Origin of the sequence: Streptomyces justiciae (assembly GCF_015163075.1) — a bacterium.
GTDB lineage: Bacteria > Actinomycetota > Actinomycetes > Streptomycetales > Streptomycetaceae > Streptomyces > Streptomyces justiciae.
On sequence record NZ_JADDXU010000004.1, the window covers coordinates 290,243 to 309,423 of the forward strand.

Sequence of the window (19,181 nt, forward strand, 5' to 3'; positions counted from 1 at the left end):
TGGCCGGACGCCGGAGTCGGACGGTACAGAAAGGGTGGCCCACCATGTCCGTGACCCACGCAGCTCCCGCCTCCCCCGACCTCGCGCCCCGTGGCCGCGCGGCCTTCCATCTCGCCCGCGCCGCCGGCTGCGCGCCCTCGCTGCACAACACCCAGCCCTGGCTCTTCGTGGACGAGGGCCGGGACCACGGCTTCGAGGTGCACGCCGACGGCGGTCGTCGGCTGCCCCTGACCGACCCGGGCGGCCGGGAGATGGTGATCAGCTGCGGGGCCGCGCTGTTCAACGTACGGCTGGCGATGCGGCACCTGGGCTTCCGGCCCGTCGTGACCCCGCTGCCGGTCCCCGCCGACCAGGCCTTCCTGGCCCACGTGGGCTGGGGCGCGCACGCCGCGGTGACCGGCCCGGTGCGGGAGATGGAGCGCGCGCTGGCGCGACGGCACACCCAGCGCGGTCTGTTCGGGCCCACTCCCGTGCCGTGGTCCTTGACGGCGGAACTGGGTGACCAGGCCAGGGCCGAGGGGGCTTTGCTGCACACGGTCGACAACCCGGAAAAGCTGCGGATGCTGGCCGAGTGGGTGCGAGCCGCGGAGTCCGTGCACCGTGCCGATCCCGGTCACGCCGCCGAGATCAGCGGATGGTCGGGCCACGCCCGGCGGCCCTGGTGGGAGCGCGTGTCCCGGGACGCGTGCCGCCTCCCGGCGGACGGCTCCCTCCTTGCCGGACCCGACTACACGGGCCTGGTCGTGGACTGCGACGGCCGGCCCCGGCGCTGGACGCCCCGCACGGGCACCGTCGTCGTGCTCAGCACCCCGCACGACACCCGGTCGGACTGGCTGCGGGCGGGCCAGGCGCTCCAGCGGGTCCTGTTGTACGCGGCGGCCCACGGCGTCATGGCGGCCTTCCACACGCAGCCGCTCGAAGTGCCGGACCTGCGCGCCGAGTTGCAGGCGCGTCTCACCGGCGACCGGGCACCGCAGATGATTCTGCGCCTGGGCCACCCCACCCGCGTGTCGGCCTCGCCGCGCCGGTCTCCGGCCGCGGTGCTGTACGGCGGCCGGTCCGGCGCGGTCGTGAGCCCGCCCGGACGGCCGTACTGACCCGGTGGGCCGATCGGGTGCCGAACGCACCCGGAGGTCCCTGGCGGGCGCCCGGTCGGCCCCTGCCGCTGCCGGGGGCCGGTCTGGGAGATTGCCGGTAGGAGCGGAACGGGCTGTGGCCTCGCCCGCGAGGAGGTGTCGGACCATGACGCGGACGGTTCGCGGGAGGGCACGGAGGGTGTGGCTGTGGCGCTGGCGGCCCAGCCCGCTGAGGCGGCGCAGTGACGTCGTGGAGGCCTGGCTGCTGCTGGCGCTGTGGTGCCTGGCCGTCGCCGCGGGAGCCGTCGCCGGCATGGTGACCGCCCACGCCGTGGAGCAGAGTCTCGACGACCGGCGCGCCCAGCGCCACCCGGTGCCGGCCGTCCTGATCCAGGACGCCTCCGACACGGCCACCGCGACCACTTCGTCGGGCGACTACGCCTGGGCGAAGGTCCGCTGGACGGCCGCGGACGGCTCGCCCCGTGCCGGACTGGCCCGGGTCGAGCCCGGCATCAAGGCCGGCTCGACGACCAAGGTGTGGCTGGACCAGCACGGCGCTCTCGCCTCCCCGCCCGTGAGCGGCGAGGAAGCCGAGCTCCAGGGCGTCGTGCTGGGTGCCGCGACCGCGGTGTGCGTCTTCGTGGCCGTCCTGCCCCTCGGCTGGGTTCTCCACGGGCGGGTGGACCGGCGGCGCATGGCGCAATGGGATGCGGAGTGGGCCAGGGTCGGCCCGCAATGGGGTCACAAGACCGGCTGACCCCCGATCGACCTCCCCCCAGTTCCTCGGCAGACCGCCGGGCCGCTCGGTAAACGAGCAAGCCGCTCAGCAGATCCGTGGCAACTGCTCGCCCAACGGCATCTCCACGATCCGCCGCGCCCCCACCAGCGTCCGCAGCGTCACCCGCCCGTCCGCGTCCGACGCGGCCACGTCGCCGATCTGCACCGCCCGCGCCCCCTCCGGCAACGACCGCATCGCGGCGAGGACGTCGTCGGCCGCGTCCGCGGCGACGAAGGCGACCAGGCACCCCTCGTTGGCGACGATCAGCGGATCGAGGCCCAGCAGGTCGCAGGCGGCGGCGACGGCCTGAGGCACCGGGACCGCGCTCTCCTCGATCTCGACGGCGACGCCGGAGTCGCGGGCGATCTCGTTGAGGGCCGCGGCCAGGCCGCCCCGCGTCGGGTCGCGCAGGACGTGGACGTCCGGACCGTACGGGGTCAGCGCCCTGACCAGGCGGTGCAGGGGCCGGCTGTCCGAGGCGATGTCGCCCTCGAAGCCGAGGCCCTCCCGGGTGCTCAGCACGGTCGTGCCGTGCAGCCCGATCGGCCCGGACAGCAGCACCGCGTCGCCGGGCCGGGCGAGGGCCGCGGAGGGATGCAGCGAGCCGTGCCGCTGCCCGACGCCGGTGGTGTTGACGAACAGCCGGTCGGCCGCACCCCGCCCGACCACTTTGGTGTCACCGGTGACGACCGGCACCCCGGCCTCCTGCGCCGCCTTACCCAACGACTCCATGACGGCCCGCAGTTCGGCCAGCGGCAGCCCCTCCTCGGCGATGAGGGAGACGGAGAGCGCGATCGGCCACGCGCCCCGCATCGCGAGGTCGTTGACGGTGCCGTGCACGGCGAGGGAGCCGATGTCCCCGCCGGGGAAGAACAGCGGACTGACGACGAAGCTGTCCGTGCTGATGACCAGTTCGCGGTAGCCGGGCAGCAGCGCCGCGTCCTCCAGGGGACCCGGCTCGGTGTCCACGGACGGCAGGATCAGCCGTTCCAGCAGCTCCGCGGTGAGCCGTCCCCCGGCGCCGTGGCCGAGCAGCACGACCTCGTCCTCGTGGCGGGGAGCGGGGCACTCGATGGTCATGACGTACTCCTGACACGTCCGGCCGCGTGGAAGGCGGCACAGGTGCCCTCGGACGACACCATGGGCGCGCCCAGGGGATGGCGGGGGGTGCAGCGGGTGCCGTAAGCGGCGCAGTCCGTGGGCAGCCGGGCGCCGGTGAGGATCGAGCCCGCGATGCAGTCGGGGTCCTCGACCGGGCTGAGCCCGCCCACGTCGAAGCGGCGGGCCGCGTCGAACCGCGCGTACTCCTCGGTGAGTTCGAGCCCGCTGCCGGGCAGCTTCCCGATGCCGCGCCAGGCCCGGTCGGTCACCCGGAACACCTCGCGCACGGCGTCCTGCGCCTCGGTGTTCCCGGCCCGCCGCACGGCCCGCGCGTACTGGTTCTCCACCTCGAACCGGCCGGACTCCAGCTGCCGCACGGCCATCAGGATGCCCTCCAGCAGGTCCAGCGGCTCGAACCCGGTCACCACGATCGGCACCCGGTACCGGGCGGCGATCGGCTCGTACTCCCGCCAGCCCATCACCGCGCACACATGCCCGGCCGCGAGGAACGCCTGCACCTCGCACTCGGGGTCGTCGAGCAGGGCGGTCATGGCGGGCGGTACGAGCACGTGGCTGACCAGCATCGAGAAGTTGGTGAGGCCGAGCCGGGCCGCGTGCAGCACGGCCGTCGCGTTGGCGGGGGCCGTGGTCTCGAAGCCCACGGCCAGGAACACCACCTCGCGCTCCGGATGCTCCGCGGCCAGCCGTACGGCGTCCATCGGGGCGTACACGACCCGTACGTCCGCTCCGCGCGCCCGCAGCGACAGCAGGTCGGTGTCGGTGCCGGGCACGCGCAGCATGTCGCCGAAGCTGGTGAGGATCACACCGGGCCGGGCGGCGACGGCCATGGCCCGGTCCAGGGTCTCCAGCGGGGTGACGCAGACCGGGCAGCCGGGTCCGTGGATCATCCGCATCCCGGCCGGCAGCAGCTCGTCGATGCCCTGGCGGACGAGCGTGTGGGTCTGACCGCCGCACACCTCCATGATCCGCCAGGGGCGGGTGGCCGTACGCCGCAGCTCGTCCAGCAGCCGCCGGGCGAGGACCGGGTCGCGGTACTCGTCGAGGTACTTCATCGGTGGGTGAGCTCCAGCCGGACGTCGACGACTCCTTCGACGGCCCGTACGGCCCGGGCCACGATCGGCATGTAGGTGCGCTCGGCCGCGGAGCCCTCCAGGGTGGCGACGCCGTCGGAGACGGTGACCGTCAGGGGAGTGGTGACCGGCAGCTTCGTCAGCACGGAGCTGACGATCTCGCCGGCGATCTCCTCGTCGGGCCGCAGGAACACCTTCAGCAGGTCGCTGCGGCTCACCACGCCTTGGAGCATGCCGATCGCGTCCACCACCGGCAGCCGCTTCACCCGCCGCCGGGCCATGATCCGCGCCGCCTCGGCGACCGAGGCGTCCGCGTGCACGGTCACCGCGGGGGTGCTCATCAGCTCCCCGGCGGTCAGCGCCTCGGCCTTGGCCCGCTCGGCGAGGTCGAGGGCCTCCTCGTTGCCGCCCTTGACGCCCTCCTTGGCCAGCAGGTCGGCCTCGGAGACCACGCCGACGACGCGTCCCTCGCCTTCCAGGACCGGCAGGGCGCTGACCTTCCATTGGTCGATCAGGCCGACGATCTCCTTGAAGGACGCGTCGCGTCCGACGGCGACGACCGTGTGGGTCATCACATCGCTCACGGTGTAGGGGGATTCAGACATCGCAGCCTCCCGCTGTGTCTCCGGCGGTCCTGACGACCGTCAGGTCGAGGAAATGGGTGGAGCACGAGATGCACGGGTCGTGGTTGCGGATCGCCCGCTCGCACAAGTGCGTCAACGCGGCGTCGTCCGCGTCCTGTTCGGTGATGGCGTGCTGGGCGATCCGGCGCAGGTCGGCCTCGATCGCGCCCTGGTTCTGCGCGGTCGGCGGCACCAGCAGCGCGTCGGCGATCAGGCCGTCGGCGTCGAGCTCGTAGCGGTGGTAGAGCAGCCCGCGAGGCGCCTCGGTGGCGCCGTGCCCGACGCCCGCGACCGGCGGCACCTCCGTGTACGGGCGGGCGGGCGGCTCGTACGAGCCGATGATCCGCAGGGCTTCGTCGACGGCGTAGAGCGTCTCCACGGCCCGCACCAGGATCGACCGGAACGGATTGAGGCACACCGCGCCCTCGCGCGGATCACCCAGCCCGGCTGCCACGGACGCCTCCAGCGCCGTCGGCGACAGCCGCGTCCCGCTGATCGCGAACCGGGCCAGGGAGCCGGTGAGATGGAGCCGCCCGTCCAGCCGGGAGTGCAGTGCGGTGGAGTGCGGGAGGTGGGTCTCGGTGACGTGCGCGGTGAAGTCCCGTACGGGAAAGGCGGTTTCGACGCCGTCCGTGCGCAGCACGGTCGGCGTGCCGCTCTCGATGGCGTACGTGTCCGGCTCGGCCAGCGCCAGCAGGTCGGTCTCGACGCGGGCGTCCGGGAACTCGAAGCCGGCCACCCAGCGCACGGTGTCCCAGGCGTCGTCGAGGGCCCGCTTCATCTCTTCCTGGAGCGGCCGGAGTTCCTGCCGGGTCGGCACCCGGTGGAAGCCGCCCAGGCGGACGTTCACGGGGTGCACCGCGCGCCCGCCGAGCAGCTCCATCAGCGAGTTGCCCGCCTTCTTCAGCCGCAGCCCCCGCTCGACATCCGCCCGGTGCGTACGGGCCAGGTCGATCGCGCTCGCCCGGCCCAGGAAGTCCGGGGCGTGCAGCAGATAGATGTGCAGGGCCTGGCTCTCGATCCACTCGCCGCAGTACAGCAGCCGGCGCAGCTCGCGGATCACCGGGTCGACGGTCACCCCGCAGGCGTCCTCAATCGCCGCGCAGGCGCTCATCTGGTACGCCACCGGGCAGATCCCGCACACCCGGGCGGTGATGTCGGGCGGTTCGGTGTACGCGCGGCCGCGCAGGAACGCCTCGAAGAACCGCGGCGGTTCGTAGATCTCCAGCCGTGCCTCGGTGACCGTCCCGTCGTGCACCCGCAGGCGCAGCGCGCCCTCGCCCTCGACCCGGGACAGCGAGCCGACGTGCAGTACACGGGATCCTCGGTGCGTCACGGCGCCCACTCCTCCTCGAACGCGGCGGTGTTGAAGGTGTGCAGGAACCGGCCCACGGCGTCCTCGTCGAGGCCGTCGCGGCGCAGGACCGGGATCAGCGCGGGCAGGTTCACCGAACCGGAGGGCCCGAAGCAGCCGAAGCAGCCCCGCTGGTACGCGGGACACAGCGCACCGCACCCGGCGTGCGTGACCGGTCCCAGGCAGGGGGTGCCGTGGGCGACGGTGACGCAGACCGTGCCGCGCCGCTTGCACTCGAAACAGACGCTGTGGTTCGGCACGTCCGGCTTGCGCCCGGCGAGGAAGGCGGTGATGACCTCGATGAGCTGCCGTTTGTCGATCGGGCAGCCGCGCAGCTCGAAATCGACGTCGACATGGGCCGACACGGGGGTGGAGGTGGCGAGCGTGTCGATGTACTCGGGATGCGCGTACACCACGCGCCGGTAGGCGTCGACGTCCGCGAAGTTCCTGAGGGCCTGGATGCCGCCGGCCGTCGCGCACGCCCCGATGGTCACCAGATGCCGCGACGCCGCCCGGATCGCGCGCACGCGCTCGGCGTCCGCGGCCGTGGTCACCGAGCCCTCGACGAGCGTCAGGTCGTACGGTCCGCCCGTCACCGAGCTGGACGCCTCCAGGAAGTGCGAGATCTCCACCTCGCCCGCCAGCGCCAGGAGTTCGTCCTCGCAGTCGAGCAGCGTGAGCTGACAGCCGTCGCAGGAGGCCAGCTTGAACACGGCGAGGGTCGGTGTCATCACAACTCCCTTACCGAGAGCGGGTGTTCGGCGTCGGCCCAGTCCACGACCGGCCCCGCCTGGCACAGCAGCAGCGGCCCGAGCTGACAGTGGCCGCAATGCCCGGTCGCACACCGCATGTTGCGCTCCAGGGAGACCCGGATCCGCTCGCGGGGCACGCCCCGGGAGGCGAGGTCGCGGGCCGTGGCCCGGATCATGGGCTCGGGCCCGCAGACGAAGGCGACGGTGTTCGTGGGCGTGAACTCCGCACGGTCCAGCAGCGTCGTGACCAGCCCGACGTCCCCGCGCCACTCCTGGTCGGGCCGGTCCACGGTGACGCCGGTGTACGCGGCCGGCCAGCGTTCGATCTCCTTGCGGGACATGAGGTCGGCCGGAGTCCGCGCCCCGATCAGCACGTTGACCCGCCCGTACGTCACCGGTTCGGCGAGCACCCTCAGGATCAACGGCCTCAGCGGGGCCAGCCCGATGCCGCCCGCGACCACGACGACGTCCCGCCCACGAGCGCGCTCCGGCTCCCAGCCGACGCCGTACGGTCCCCGGACACCCAGCACGTCCCCGGCCTGCGTCTCGCAGAGCCCCGCCGAGACGGCCCCCACCGCGCGGATCGTGTGCGCGAGCCCGCCGGTGGCCTGCACGGAGCTGACGGAGACGGGAATCTCGCCGCGCCCGAAGCAGTGCACCATCGCGAACTGCCCCGGCGCGAAGTCCTCCAGCGCTGCTCCGACCGGTTCCAGGCGCAGGGTGACCGTGTCCGCGGTCTCCGGCCTGCGGGCGACCACACGGTACGGCACCGGTACGCCGGTCATCGAACACCGCCGCTGCCGTAGGGACCGTACAGGTCCAACAGCCGGGTCCGGGCCGCCTGGAGCCGGTGGGCGAGCACCCGGCCCACCCAGTGCTCCACGGCCCGGCCGAACTCCGGGTCGTTCAGACACATCAGCCGCACGGCGACGGCGTCGAACTCGAAGGCCCGCACCGGGGTCTCCGTCCGGGCGCCCAGCTGCCACACGTACGGCTCGTACAACCACGACCAGCCGACCAGGTCGCCGACGCCGAGCGTCTCGACGACCGGCGCGCGGCGGCCGGGCACATGCAGGTCGAGGGCGGCGGTGCCGTCCCGCAGGATCCAGAAGCGGTCCGCGTGGCCGCCCTCCTCGAACAGGCGGGTGTCCTGCGGGAAGTGGGCCTCGCGGGCGACGCGCAGCAGCCGGTCGCGGTGCTCGGCGGGCAGCGCGTGGTTCATGCGCAAGGCGATCGAGGGAGGCATCAGTCCGTCTCCGTTCCCCGGGCCGTCCGCTCGGCGTCGAGCGCGGCGACCTCCTCCGTGATGTCGATGCCGGCCGGGCACCAGGCGATGCACCGCCCGCAGCCGACGCACCCGGACGTGCCGAACTGGTCGTGCCAGGTGCCGAGCTTGTGGGTCAGCCACTGCCGGTAACGGCTGTATGGCGAGGAGCGCACCGGGCCGCCGTGGAGGTACGAGAAGTCCAGGTCGAAGCAGGAGTCCCAGCGCTGCCACCGCTCGGTGTGATCCCCGGTGAGGTCGGTGACCTCCTCCGTGGTGGTGCAGAAGCAGGTGGGGCACACCATCGTGCAGTTGCCGCAGGTCAGACAGCGGGCGGCGACGTCGTCCCAGCGCTCGGCGGCAAGGCTCGCGCCCATCAGCGTCCGCAGGTCGACCGGTGGCAGCGCACGGCCCATGCGCTCGCGGGCCGCGTCGACGGCGTCACGGGCGGTCTCCTCGGCGTCCGGGCCGGCGTCCCGGTGCGGGACCCGGTCCAGCAGCGCGGCGCCCTCGTCGCTGCCCACCCGCACCAGGAACCGGCCGTCGGTCTCGGTCAGCGCCAGGTCGTACCCCGGGTCGGCGGCGGGACCGCCGCCGGTGGAGACGCAGAAGCAGGTCGCGCCCGGCTCGGTGCACTCCACCGCGATGAGCAGCGCCCGCTCACGGCGTCCGGCGTAACCGCTGTCGGTGTGACGTCCGCCGGTCAGCACCCGGTCCTGGATCGCGATGGCCCGCAGGTCGCAGGGCCGGACGCCGAGGAAGGCGTACGACGGGACGGCGGGCTCCGCGGCGGTGAAGGAGACGTCCCCCTCCGGCGTCCGCTCGGCGCTCCACAGCCGCTCGCGCGCCGGGTGCAGGAAGTTCTTCCAGGACTGCGGCCCCGCGCTGTGCGCGAAGGCGGCTCCGTCGTCGCGGCGTGCCAGCCGGTAGCGCCCGGCGTCCAGTTCGACGCCCCAGCCGAAGGGCAGCGCCTCCGCCGAGTCCAGCTCCGCGAGCACGATCGCACCGTCCCGCACGGTCGGCCCGATCACGGTCCGTCCCTGCGCCACCAGTGCCGCGACCAGCGCGTCCAGACCGGCTCGGTCGATCATGGCAGGGGCTGCGGTGACGCTCATGCGATCCTCCGGGTGAGAGGGGCCCGACGTGCTCGTCCACTGTCAGGTTCAGACCTGCAGACCCCCGGCGACAGGGGCTGACCGGCCCCCCTGACGGGCCGACCGGGTCCCGCCCCTCTCACGGCAGCGGCTCGCCCAGCTCCCCCTCCACCGCTCCGGCCATCGCCCGCAGTACGTCGAGCGTCCGCCGGGCCTCCGTCTCGTCGACGAGGGTGATCGCGAAACCGACGTGCACGATCACGTACGAGCCGACCTCCGCCTCGGGCGTGCAGCTCAGGCAGACCTCGCGCCGTATCCCCCCGAAGTCGACCGTCCCCATGCGCAGCCCGGCGTCGTCATGGATCTCCACCACCCGGCCCGGAATGCCGAGGCACATGAGCGCTCACCTCTCCCCGGCCAGCCGCGCGGCCGCGACCGCCGCCTGGCCGTAGCTGATGCCACCGTCCCCGACCGGGACCTGACCGCCGACCAGCACCCGCAGCCCCTGCGCGCGCAACCGGCGTTTGACCTCGGTGAGCAGCCGCCGGTTGACGAAGCAGCCGCCGCCCAGACAGACCGTGCGCGGCGCGCCTTCGGCCACGGCCCGTGCCACCAGCTTCCCGGTGACCGCGGCGAGTGTCGTGTGGAAGGCCGCGGCCAGCCCGCTCACCGGCTCCCCGTCGAGCTGCCTGCGCAGCAGGTCGGCCAGGGTCGGCGCGGGGTCGTACACCCACAGGCCGCGCTCCCGCACGACGCGGTGGCCCAGCGGCACGGCGCGGGTGCCGCCCGCCGCCGCTTCGAGCAGGACGGCGGCCTCGCCCTCGTAACTCACGCGGTCGCACAGCCCCAGCAGCGAGGCCACCGTGTCGAAGAGCCGGCCCGCGCTGGAGGCCCGCGGGCAGTTGACGTCCCGTGCCACCATCGCGCTCACGGCGGCGACCTCGACCGGGTCGAGCCGGTCCGTGAACGGCCGGGTGAGCCACGGGTAGGGGTGCGGGAAGCCCAGCGTCTCGCCGCCCAGCAGATGGCCGAGCGCGGTGCGGGAGGGATGGCGTACCGCCGCGTCGCCGCCGGGCAGGGGCGCGGTCGCGAACCTGCCCACACGGCGGTAGCCGCTCAGATCGGCGACGAGGATCTCGCCGCCCCACAGGGTGCCGTCGTCGCCGAGCCCGAGGCCGTCGTAGGCGACGCCGAGGAACGGCCCCCGCACCCCGTGCTCGGCCGCGCACGCGGCCACGTGCGCGTGGTGGTGCTGTACGGGAATCCGGCGCAGCGACTGCGCCGCGGCCCACTGCGTGGAGAGGTAGCCGGGGTGCGGATCGTGGGCCAGGACGCGCGGCTCGATGCCGGTGAGCCGCTTGAGTTGGTCGTACGTCGCCATGAACGCGTCGTACGTCGCCAGGTCGGCCAGATCCCCGGTGTGCGGCCCGAGATGGGCGCGGCCGTCGGCGGCCAGGGTGACCGTGTGCTTCAGCTGGGCGCCCACGCCGGCCACCGGCTCCCGCACGGCGAGTCGCAGCGGGGCGGGGGCCAGCCCGCGTGCCCGGCGGACCGTGATCCGGGTCCGGCCGGTGAACTGCACCACGGAGTCGTCGTAGCGGGAGCGGATCGGCCGGTCGTGGGTGAGGAACCCGTCCGCGACCGAGGCCAGTGTCCGTGCCGCCTCGGCGTCGTCGACGGCGATCGGCTCGTCGGTGAGGTTGCCGCTGGTGACGACCAGCGGGCGGGCGAGGTCGTCGAGGAGGAGGTGATGCAGACCGGTCGTCGGCAGGAAGAGGCCCACTTGGCGCAGCCCGGGATGGACCTCGTGGGCGAGCGGCGGCACCGCCGCGCCGTGGCGGCGCCGGGCCAGCAGCACCACGGGCCGCTCCGGGGAGGTCAGGGCCGCCCGCTCACCCGCCCCGCACCGGGCCAGCCGTACCACCGCATCGATGTCGCCGACCATCACGGCGAACGGTTTCGCCGGACGGCGCTTGCGCCGCCGCAGCTCCGCCACCGCCGCCGCATCGCCCGCGTCGCACACCAGCTGATACCCGCCGAGCCCCTTGACCGCGACGATCCCGCCCTCGTCGACCGTCTTCACGGCCGCCCGCAGCGCCTGCTCGCCCCGCAGATCGTTCCAGGCCGGCCGGGGACCGCAGGCGGGGCAGGCGACGGGCTCGGCGTGGAAGCGCCGGTCACCGGGGTCGGCGTACTCGGCAGCGCACGCCGGGCACAGGGGGAAACGGCGCATGGTCGTGCGGACCCGGTCGTAGGGCAGGTCCTCGATGATCGTGGCGCGCGGGCCGCAGTCCGTGCAGTTGATGAACGGGTAGCGGTGGCGCCGGTCGTGCGGGTCGCGCAGCTCGGCCAGACAGGCGTCGCAGATCGCCGCGTCGGGCGGGATCTCGCGCGGGGTGGTGTCGGTGGGACCGGGCGCGCTGTGCCGTACCCGGAAACCGTCCCGGTACGACGGCCGGCCGGGACCGTCGGTCAGCCGGACGCGCCGCACCCGGGCGAGGGCCGGGGCGTCGGTGCGCAGCCGGGCGGCGAACTCCTCGACGGCATGGGCCGGTCCGGCGACCTCGCCCTCCACATGACCGTTGACGTTGGCCACCCAGCCGTCCAGGCCCAGTGCGGCCGCCGTGCGGTAGACGAACGGGCGGAAGCCGACGCCCTGCACGATCCCTTCCACCTGGAAGCGGCGCACGGTCATGCCGGCCACCTCGCCGCCGTGATCTCGCCCTCGACCGCCTCGACAAGGGGGGCGACGGCTGCCGCGACGGCGGGGGAGAGGCCGGTGCCGAGGGTGCTGTCGGCGCCCTCGACGGCGTAGACGACCAGATGCCGGGGCAGCAGGCCCAGGACGCGGGCGAGTTCGACCGCCTCGCCCAGGCCCAGCCCGTGCGAGCTCGTCGTGGCCGGCCGGTCGAGGAGACCGGCGTCGAGTTCCAGGCGGTGGACGCGGCCCGGGGTGCCGGGGTGGGCGTGGGCGGCGTCGACGACGACGGCGAGCCGGGCGCCCTCCCACAGGCCGATCAGCCGACCGGGGTCGCCGTCGCAGGTGGCGAGGTCCGTCTCCGGTGGCAACGGCCGCTCGCGCAGCCGTGCGAGCACGGCCCAGCCCACGCCGTCGTCGCGCCGGAACTCGTTCCCGACGCCGATGACGGCGATGCGACCACGACTCTGCATGTCTCTCACGGTGCGATGCGGCCGGCTCGGCTCACAGGGGCCGAAGGGCCCAAGGGCGAGGGCCGACCGGGACGGCGCACGAGGGCACGACGGCGACCGGGCAGCGGGCGTGCTCCAGCAGGGCGAGCGCCGTGCCGCCCGAGCGACGCCCGGTCACCACCAGGCCCGAGTTGCGGGCCGTGTGGGCGAGCGCCTCGGCCGGGGTGAACAGCACCACGTCCTCCAGGACGTCGACGTGCGGATACTTGCCGCGCCAGGGCCGCAGGGCGTCGGAGAGCATCTGGACCTCCTGGTCCTCCCAGGTCGCCCGGTCCTCCTCCAGCACCGGGAACGGCGAGCATGTCGCCTGCGGCGGAAACGTCCAGGCGTGCACGGCGTGCAGCCGCTCGCCCCGTAGCCGGGCCGCCTCGAAGGCCAGGTCGACCACAGCGGCCACCGGGTCGCGGGCGTCGATCCCGAGGGTCACCCCGTCGGCCCGGCCCGGCGGCTCCGCGCCGGCGAGGGCGCCGGGCACCAGAACGAGCGGCCCGGGACAGGCCACGGCCAGCGCCGCAGCGGTCGAACCGACGGCAACGCCGGCCCGGCCGCCCTCGCCGCGCAGTCCGAGCACCAGCAGCTCGGCGTCCTCCGCGAGACCCCGCAGCACGGGCGCGGCCGTGCCACTGAGGGTGTCGGCGCGGCCCGTCAACTCCGGGTGCCGCCGGCCGAGTTCGGCGAGCACCCGGTCCGCCACCGTCTCGGGTCGGTAGGGCCGCTCGTCCGCGGCCGGGTCGTCCGGCGCGCTCACATGGACCACGTGCAGGGGCAGGCCGCGCAGCAGCGCCTCGCGCGCGGCCCAGTCGGCCGCGGCCCGGCTGCGGGCGGACCGGTCGACGCCCGTGATGATCATTCGGCCCATGGTGTGCCGCCTTTCGGAGCCGTGGCCTCCACCCTGGCCGCACGACCAGGTCCCGCGCAGGGGCCGAACGGACCCGTAACGGGCCCCTGGGGCCCATACCTGCGGGTAGCCCGCGGGACGACGCTGGAGGGGAGCAGCGGACGACCCCACGGAGGTGCGCGTCATGCTTCTGCCCGTCATAGCCGCCGTCGACGGATCCGCCGAGAGCCTCGCCGCGGCCGAATGGGCCGCCCGGGAGGCGGCACGGCGAGACCGGCCGCTGACACTGCTGCACGCCATGAGCTGGCACCCCCGTCAGAACGGCGAACCCGCCACCGCCGCCCAGCGGCACCTCGCCCGGCGCTGTCTGCGCCAGGCCGAGGAACGCCTCCAGAGCACCTGTCCCGGCGTCCGTGTCGAGGAGGAACAGGTCGAGGGGCCGGCGACCGCCGCACTGCTGCGCGCGGCCGACCGGGCCGACCTGCTGGTCCTGGGCTCGCGCGGCCTGAGCGGCTTCACCGGGTTCGTGGTCGGCTCCGTCGCGCTCGGCGTGGTGGCCAGGGCCGCCCGGCCCGTCGTCCTCGTCCGCGCGGAGGAGACGGCGACGGACGAGCACGTCCCGGCCGCCGACGGCCATGACTCCACACGCACTCCCTACCGGGACGTGGTCCTCGCCCTCGACCTCAACGACCCGTGCGACGAGGTGATCGAGTTCGCCTTCGAGGCCGCCCGGCTGCGCCACGCCCGGCTGCGTGTCGTGCACGCCTGGCAGCAGCCCTCCGCGATCGCGCTCGGCCCCGGGGACATCGGCCTGGTGCAGGAACCGCGGCGCGCGGACGAATGGCTCGGCTTCATGACCGCCGTGCTGCAGGTGTGGCGGGAGAAACACCCCGAGGTCGAGGTCGTCGAGACCGTCACCGAGGGCCGCGCCCAGTCCGTGCTGGTCCGCGCCGCGTCCGGGGCGAGCCTGCTCGTCGTGGGCCGCCGCGACACCGACCGCCCGGCGGGCCCGCGCACCGGTCCCGTCGCCCATGCCGCCATCCATCACGTCGGCTGCCCCGTGGCCGTCGTACCGCACGACTGAGAGGCCATGATGAACGCGCCGGTCAAGTACGTCTACGCATTCGCCGAGGGCAGTCGCGACCTGGCCGACCTGCTCGGCGGCAAAGGAGCCGGGCTCGCCGAGATGACGCGGCTCGGGCTGCCCGTGCCGCCCGGGTTCACCGTGACCACCGAGGCCTGCAAGGTCTACCTGGCCACCGGTGAGGAGCCGCCCGAGCTCGCGGTCGAGGCCGCCACCGCCCTCGCCGCCCTGGAACGCGCCATGGGCCGCACCCTCGGCGCCCCCGACGACCCCCTGCTGGTGTCCGTGCGTTCGGGCGCCCGCTTCTCCATGCCCGGCATGATGGAGACCATCCTCGACATCGGCCTCAACGACCGGTCCGTCATCGGACTCGCCAAGGCGTCGGGGCAGGAGAGGTTCGCCTGGGACTCCTACCGCAGGCTCATCCAGATGTTCGGCCGCACCGTGATGGGCGTGGACGGCGGCCTGTTCGAGGAGGCCATCGCCGCCCACAAGGCCCGGCGCGGCACCACGGACGACCACGATCTCGACACCGGTGAACTCGTCGCGCTCACCGAGGAGTTCAAGGACGTCATCCGCCGCGAGACGGGCGAGGACTTCCCGCAGGAACCCGCCGACCAGCTCGCCCGCGCCATCCGCGCGGTCTTCGACTCCTGGAACGGCGAACGCGCCCGCGTCTACCGCCGCCGCGAGCACATCCCCGAGAACCTCGGCACCGCCGTCAACGTCCAGGCGATGGTCTTCGGCAACCTCGGCCCCGACTCCGGCACCGGCGTCACCTTCACCCGCGACCCCGCCACCGGCCGGCGCGGCATGTACGGCGACTACCTGCCCGACGCCCAGGGCGAGGACGTCGTCGCGGGCGTCCGCGACGCCCTGCCGCTCAGCTCGCTGAAGTCGATCGACCCGCGCTCCTACGTCGAACTCCGCGACCACCTGCACACGCTGGAGGACCACTACCGCGACCTGTGCGACGTGGAGTTCACCGTCGAACGCGGCAAGCTGTGGATCCTTCAGACCCGCGTCGGCAAGCGCACCGCCGAGGCCGCCTTCCGCATCGCCCACGACCTGCGCGCTGACGGCACCATCAGCGCCGACGAGGCCCTGGTCCGCGTCGACGGCACCGCACTGACCCGGCTGATGTTCCCCCGCTTCGCCACCACCGACGCCGACGTGCCCATCGCCCACGGCGTGCCCGCCTCACCGGGGGCGGCGGTCGGCGCCGTGGTCTTCGACTCCGCCGAGGCCGTACGACGGGCCGCCACCGGAGAAAAGACGGTCCTGGTCCGCCGCGAGACCACCCCCGACGACCTGCCCGGCATGATCGCCGCGGAGGCGGTCCTGACCAGCCGGGGCGGCAAGACCAGCCACGCGGCCGTGGTGGCCCGCGGCATGGGCAAGGTCTGCGTGTGCGGCGCGGACGGCCTCGCCGTCGATCCGGTCGCCCGCCGGTTCACCACCGCCGACGGAGTCGTCGTCCGCGAGGGCGACATCGTCTCCGTCGATGGCACCGCCGGCACCGTCCACCAGGGCGCGCTGCGGCTCACCGCGTCCGAGGTCGGCCGCGCTCTGGAGAACGGCACCGTCACCGGGTCCCTGACCCGGGCCGTGCTGGGCGCCCTCGCCCACGCCGACTCCGTACGCCGCCTCGAAGTACGGGCCAACGCCGACACCCCGCAGGACGCCGCCCGCGCCCGCGCCCTCGGCGCCCAGGGCATCGGCCTGTGCCGCACCGAGCACATGTTCCTCGGCGAACGCCGCAGCCTGGTCGAGGCGATGATCCTGGCCCGCGACGACACGGCACGGGAGAAGGCCCTGGCCGCCCTGCTGCCGCTGCAGCGCGAGGACTTCACCGGCATCCTCAAGGCCATGGACGGCCTGCCGGTGACGATCCGGCTGCTCGACCCGCCGCTGCACGAGTTCCTGCCCGACCGCACCGAACTCGCCGTCCGCATCGCCTCCCGCGCGAACCCGGACCCGCACGAGCGGGCCCTGCTGCACGCCGTCGAGCGCATGCACGAGCAGAACCCCATGCTGGGCCTGCGCGGTGTCCGCCTCGGTCTCGCCGTGCCCGGCCTGATGGCCATGCAGGTGCGGGCCGTGGCGGAGGCCGTGATCCGGCGCCTGCGCGACGGCGGCGACCCGCGCGCCGAGATCATGATCCCGCTCGTCGCCACGGTCGAGGAACTGCGCCTGGCCAGGGCGGAGACGGAACGCGTCCTCGCCGAGGTCGCGGCGGAGACCGGCACCCCGCTCGACCTGCCCATCGGCACGATGATCGAGCTGCCACGCGCCGCCCTCACCGCCGGACGCATCGCCGAGGCCGCCGACTTCTTCTCCTTCGGCACCAACGACCTCACCCAGACGACCTGGGGCCTGTCCCGCGACGACGCCGAGGCCTCGTTCTTCCCGCTCTACCTGAACAAGGGCGTGTTCGCGACGTCGCCGTTCGAGACGATCGACCAGGAGGGCGTCGGCCGCCTGGTGGAGCTGGCCGCGCAGGCCGGCCGTACCGTTAACCCTCGCCTGGAGACAGGCGTGTGCGGCGAGCACGGCGGCGACCCGGACTCGATCCACTTCTTCCACCGGACGGGCCTGGACTACGTCTCCTGCTCGCCGTTCCGCATCCCCGCGGCCCGGCTGGAGGCGGGCCGGGCGGCCTTGGCGGACCGAGCCGGGAACAGCGACAGCAGGTGATGTCCCCCCGGGGAGAACATCACGGCGTACGGAACCCGCGGAACGTCACCGGCTTCCGGCTCTCGAAGCCGAGCCGCTCGTACAGCGCGAGCGCCCCGGTGTTGCTCTCGGCCACGTGCAGGAAGGGGCGCTCGCCGCGGGCGGTGATACGGGCGGTGAGCGCCCCGATCAGACGCCGGGCGTGGCCGCGCCCGCGTGCCTCGGGCGCGGTGCAGACCGCGCTGATCTCGGTCCAGCCCGGCGGCCGGAGCCGTTCGCCCGCCATGGCCACCAGCCGGCCGCCGTCGCGGATGCCGAGATACGTGCCGAGTTCATGGGTGCGCGGCCAGAACGGCCCCGGTTCGGCCCGCGTGACGAGGTCGAGCATCTCGGGCACATCGGCCACGCCCAGCTCCAGCACTTCGGTGCCGCCCGCGACGTCGGCTTCCTCGACCGAGCCATGGTCGGGCCAGGTCAACTGCCGGCCCTCCAGGACGAAGACGGGCTCCCAGTCGGCCGGCGGGGTGGCGGTGCAGCTGAACAGGTCGGCGAACTGGCCGCCCCCCAACAGCTGCGCCAGATCCGCCCAGTCCGCAGCCTCCGCGTCGCCGGGCACCGCCGAGAAGGTCGCGACCCCCGGGACATAGGTCGCGGCCCGGCCGAGTCGCCGGCCGAGATGAGCGTGGTGACCGCGCAGCGACGAGCCCACCGGGTCGTCGAGTGCGGTGACATCGCTGGTCGTCATCGTGCGGGGCCTTTCGTCACGTACGGGCGGGTGGCCGGAACGGCCCCCGAATGGTACGTCCCGGTCCGCGGGAAACCGCCCCAAAGCCGCGCCACGCAGGCGCTTGCCGTCACGCCGTCGCCTGGGCCTCCACCAGCCAACAGGCGGCCGTGAAACGCACTTCAGGACCGTGCACGAACGGCTCGAAGGCGGCGCGGACCGTCTCGACGACACGCTGCCGGGTGTCCTCGTCCACGTCGGGCAGGACCAACCCCAGCGGCCCGAGCTTGGTGAAGTAGCCCTCCAACTCGCTCGTCGGCAGCGTGCACGGCAGCTCCACCGGCCGGAGGCCGATCTCGCCCCACCCGCTCTTCGCCAGGATGCCGCGCACCGTGTCCGGGTCCGCGAAGGCGAACTGGCCCGGCCCGTCAGGCCGTCGGGGCGGAAGCTGCGGCAGCAGCGGCCCGGCGGCCTGTTCGGCGGTCGTCATGAACGGGTTCTCGGCGGCGCCCCGCCAGGCGACGAACCGCAGCGGTGCCCCGTCCTTCGCCGCGCGCCGCAGCCGGGTGAAGGCGTGGACCGGGTCGTCGAAGAACATCACACCGAGGCGCGAGACGACGGCGTCGAAGCTCGCGGGCTCGAACGGATGGTCCGCCGCGTCGGCCACCACGAACGACGCCGCCACGCCCGTCCGTTCCGCGCGGTCCCGGGCGGCGGCGATCATCGGCTCGGAGATGTCGACGCCGACGCAGTGCCCTTCCGGACCGAGCCGCCGGGCGATCGCCACCGCCGTGCTCCCGGTGCCGCAGCCGACGTCGAGCACCCGGCCCCCGGACCCGGCGGGCAGCTCCTCGACGAGCACCTCCTCCAGGGGCCTGAGCAGCCCGTCCAGCAACTCCTGCTTCTCGACCCAGACATGGCCGGCGCGACCCCAGCGGGCCGCCTGGTCGTCCTCGGCCGGGTGCTTGAACTCCATGAGCGTCTCCTGTGCTTGCGTGCCATCGACGGGTTCTTGCCATCGGCGGGTTCGAATGACAGCGTGCTACTTCAAGTCGACTTGAGGTCAAGAAGATGACAGTCCTGGACATCGGCGAGGTGGCCCGACGCGCGGGCGTCCCCGCCTCCACCCTGCGGTACTACGAGGAGAAGGGCCTGATCACCTCCTCCGGCCGGCGCGGTCTGCGCCGGCAGTACGACCCCGGCGTGCTCGAACGCCTCGCGCTGATCGCGCTGGGGCGCACCGCGGGGTTCTCGCTCGACGAGATCGCGAGGATGTTCGCGCCGGACGGGCGGCCCGACATCGACCGGCGGATGCTCGCGGCCAAGGCGGAGGAGCTGGAGGCGCGGATGCGGGAACTGGCCGTCCTGCGCGACTCCTTGAGGCATGCCGCCGCCTGCCCCGCGCCGAGCCACATGGAGTGCGCCACCTTCCGCGGACTTCTGAGGGCCGCGGCGACGGGCGTCGTACCGGCACCGCCGAAGCGGACCCCGGGGCCGCGCTGACCCGGCTCGGCTG

The 19,181-nt window shown here is 74.0% G+C and carries 19 protein-coding genes; 5 read left to right on the forward strand and 14 right to left on the reverse strand.

What is annotated here, in order from left to right; all coding sequences use genetic code 11:
* Positions 1-44 precede the first annotated feature (44 nt).
* Together IQ210_RS13755 and IQ210_RS13760 are read left to right on the forward strand one after the other, a co-directional pair.
* A complete protein-coding gene (locus IQ210_RS13755; RefSeq protein ID WP_194079243.1) occupies positions 45-1,097 on the forward strand; it encodes an Acg family FMN-binding oxidoreductase in 1,053 nt (350 codons plus the stop codon).
* 145 nt (positions 1,098-1,242) lie between these two features.
* Positions 1,243-1,833 carry an Rv1733c family protein gene (locus tag IQ210_RS13760; RefSeq protein WP_194079244.1) on the forward strand — a complete coding sequence of 197 codons (591 nt, stop codon included), beginning with the start codon at positions 1,243-1,245 and terminating at the stop codon, positions 1,831-1,833.
* A gap of 66 nt (positions 1,834-1,899) precedes the next feature.
* Here the strand turns inward: IQ210_RS13760 and hypE are convergent, their stop codons facing one another.
* From hypE to IQ210_RS13820, 12 genes are all read right to left on the reverse strand, one after another.
* Entirely contained in the window at positions 1,900-2,934 is a 1,035-nt protein-coding gene (gene hypE, locus IQ210_RS13765; RefSeq protein ID WP_194079245.1) for a hydrogenase expression/formation protein HypE, read from the reverse strand.
* Positions 2,931-4,028 carry a hydrogenase formation protein HypD gene (gene hypD / locus IQ210_RS13770; RefSeq protein ID WP_194079246.1) on the reverse strand — a complete coding sequence of 366 codons (1,098 nt, stop codon included), beginning with the start codon at positions 4,026-4,028 and terminating at the stop codon, positions 2,931-2,933. The genes hypE and hypD overlap by 4 nt, the downstream gene beginning before the upstream one ends.
* Positions 4,025-4,651, reverse strand: a complete 627-nt coding sequence (locus IQ210_RS13775; protein WP_194079250.1) for a CBS domain-containing protein — start codon at positions 4,649-4,651, stop codon at positions 4,025-4,027. The genes hypD and IQ210_RS13775 overlap by 4 nt, the downstream gene beginning before the upstream one ends.
* The gene (locus tag IQ210_RS13780) at positions 4,644-6,005 is read right to left on the reverse strand and encodes a Ni/Fe hydrogenase subunit alpha (protein ID WP_194079252.1); all 1,362 of its coding nucleotides are present in this window, start codon (positions 6,003-6,005) and stop codon (positions 4,644-4,646) included. The genes IQ210_RS13775 and IQ210_RS13780 overlap by 8 nt, the downstream gene beginning before the upstream one ends.
* A complete protein-coding gene (locus IQ210_RS13785; protein WP_194079253.1) occupies positions 6,002-6,754 on the reverse strand; it encodes an NADH-quinone oxidoreductase subunit B family protein in 753 nt (250 codons plus the stop codon). Before IQ210_RS13785 ends, IQ210_RS13780 begins: the two co-directional genes overlap by 4 nt.
* Positions 6,754-7,560 carry an FAD/NAD(P)-binding protein gene (locus IQ210_RS13790; protein ID WP_194079255.1) on the reverse strand — a complete coding sequence of 269 codons (807 nt, stop codon included), beginning with the start codon at positions 7,558-7,560 and terminating at the stop codon, positions 6,754-6,756. The genes IQ210_RS13785 and IQ210_RS13790 overlap by 1 nt, the downstream gene beginning before the upstream one ends.
* Complete coding sequence (locus tag IQ210_RS13795; protein ID WP_194079256.1) at positions 7,557-8,021, reverse strand: cyclic nucleotide-binding domain-containing protein; 465 nt, start codon at positions 8,019-8,021, stop codon at positions 7,557-7,559. The genes IQ210_RS13790 and IQ210_RS13795 overlap by 4 nt, the downstream gene beginning before the upstream one ends.
* A complete protein-coding gene (locus tag IQ210_RS13800; protein ID WP_194079258.1) occupies positions 8,021-9,154 on the reverse strand; it encodes a 4Fe-4S dicluster domain-containing protein in 1,134 nt (377 codons plus the stop codon). Before IQ210_RS13800 ends, IQ210_RS13795 begins: the two co-directional genes overlap by 1 nt.
* A gap of 118 nt (positions 9,155-9,272) precedes the next feature.
* Entirely contained in the window at positions 9,273-9,530 is a 258-nt protein-coding gene (locus IQ210_RS13805; RefSeq protein ID WP_194079260.1) for a HypC/HybG/HupF family hydrogenase formation chaperone, read from the reverse strand.
* A gap of 6 nt (positions 9,531-9,536) precedes the next feature.
* Entirely contained in the window at positions 9,537-11,828 is a 2,292-nt protein-coding gene (hypF, locus tag IQ210_RS13810; protein ID WP_194079262.1) for a carbamoyltransferase HypF, read from the reverse strand.
* Positions 11,825-12,304 carry a hydrogenase maturation protease gene (locus tag IQ210_RS13815; RefSeq protein ID WP_194079263.1) on the reverse strand — a complete coding sequence of 160 codons (480 nt, stop codon included), beginning with the start codon at positions 12,302-12,304 and terminating at the stop codon, positions 11,825-11,827. Before IQ210_RS13815 ends, hypF begins: the two co-directional genes overlap by 4 nt.
* Before the next feature lie 31 nt (positions 12,305-12,335).
* Positions 12,336-13,202, reverse strand: coding sequence for a universal stress protein (locus tag IQ210_RS13820; protein ID WP_194079265.1), 867 nt, complete (start codon positions 13,200-13,202; stop codon positions 12,336-12,338).
* A 163-nt stretch (positions 13,203-13,365) separates the two neighbouring features.
* Here IQ210_RS13820 and IQ210_RS13825 point away from each other — a divergent pair, with 163 nt between their 5' ends.
* Positions 13,366-14,265 carry a universal stress protein gene (locus IQ210_RS13825; RefSeq protein WP_194079267.1) on the forward strand — a complete coding sequence of 300 codons (900 nt, stop codon included), beginning with the start codon at positions 13,366-13,368 and terminating at the stop codon, positions 14,263-14,265.
* A gap of 9 nt (positions 14,266-14,274) precedes the next feature.
* The gene (ppdK, locus tag IQ210_RS13830; RefSeq protein WP_194079538.1) at positions 14,275-16,962 is read left to right on the forward strand and encodes a pyruvate, phosphate dikinase; all 2,688 of its coding nucleotides are present in this window, start codon (positions 14,275-14,277) and stop codon (positions 16,960-16,962) included.
* Positions 16,963-16,981: 19 nt separating this feature from the next.
* Here the strand turns inward: ppdK and IQ210_RS13835 are convergent, their stop codons facing one another.
* Both IQ210_RS13835 and IQ210_RS13840 read right to left on the reverse strand, forming a co-directional pair.
* Positions 16,982-17,686, reverse strand: coding sequence for a GNAT family N-acetyltransferase (locus IQ210_RS13835; RefSeq protein ID WP_194079268.1), 705 nt, complete (start codon positions 17,684-17,686; stop codon positions 16,982-16,984).
* A 109-nt stretch (positions 17,687-17,795) separates the two neighbouring features.
* Complete coding sequence (locus tag IQ210_RS13840) at positions 17,796-18,641, reverse strand: class I SAM-dependent methyltransferase (RefSeq protein ID WP_194079270.1); 846 nt, start codon at positions 18,639-18,641, stop codon at positions 17,796-17,798.
* A gap of 95 nt (positions 18,642-18,736) precedes the next feature.
* On the opposite strand from IQ210_RS13840, the gene IQ210_RS13845 reads away from it, so the two are divergent.
* Positions 18,737-19,168: a helix-turn-helix domain-containing protein gene (locus tag IQ210_RS13845; protein WP_194079271.1), complete on the forward strand. Its 432-nt coding sequence runs from the start codon at positions 18,737-18,739 to the stop codon at positions 19,166-19,168.
* The last annotated feature ends 13 nt before the right edge of the window (positions 19,169-19,181 follow it).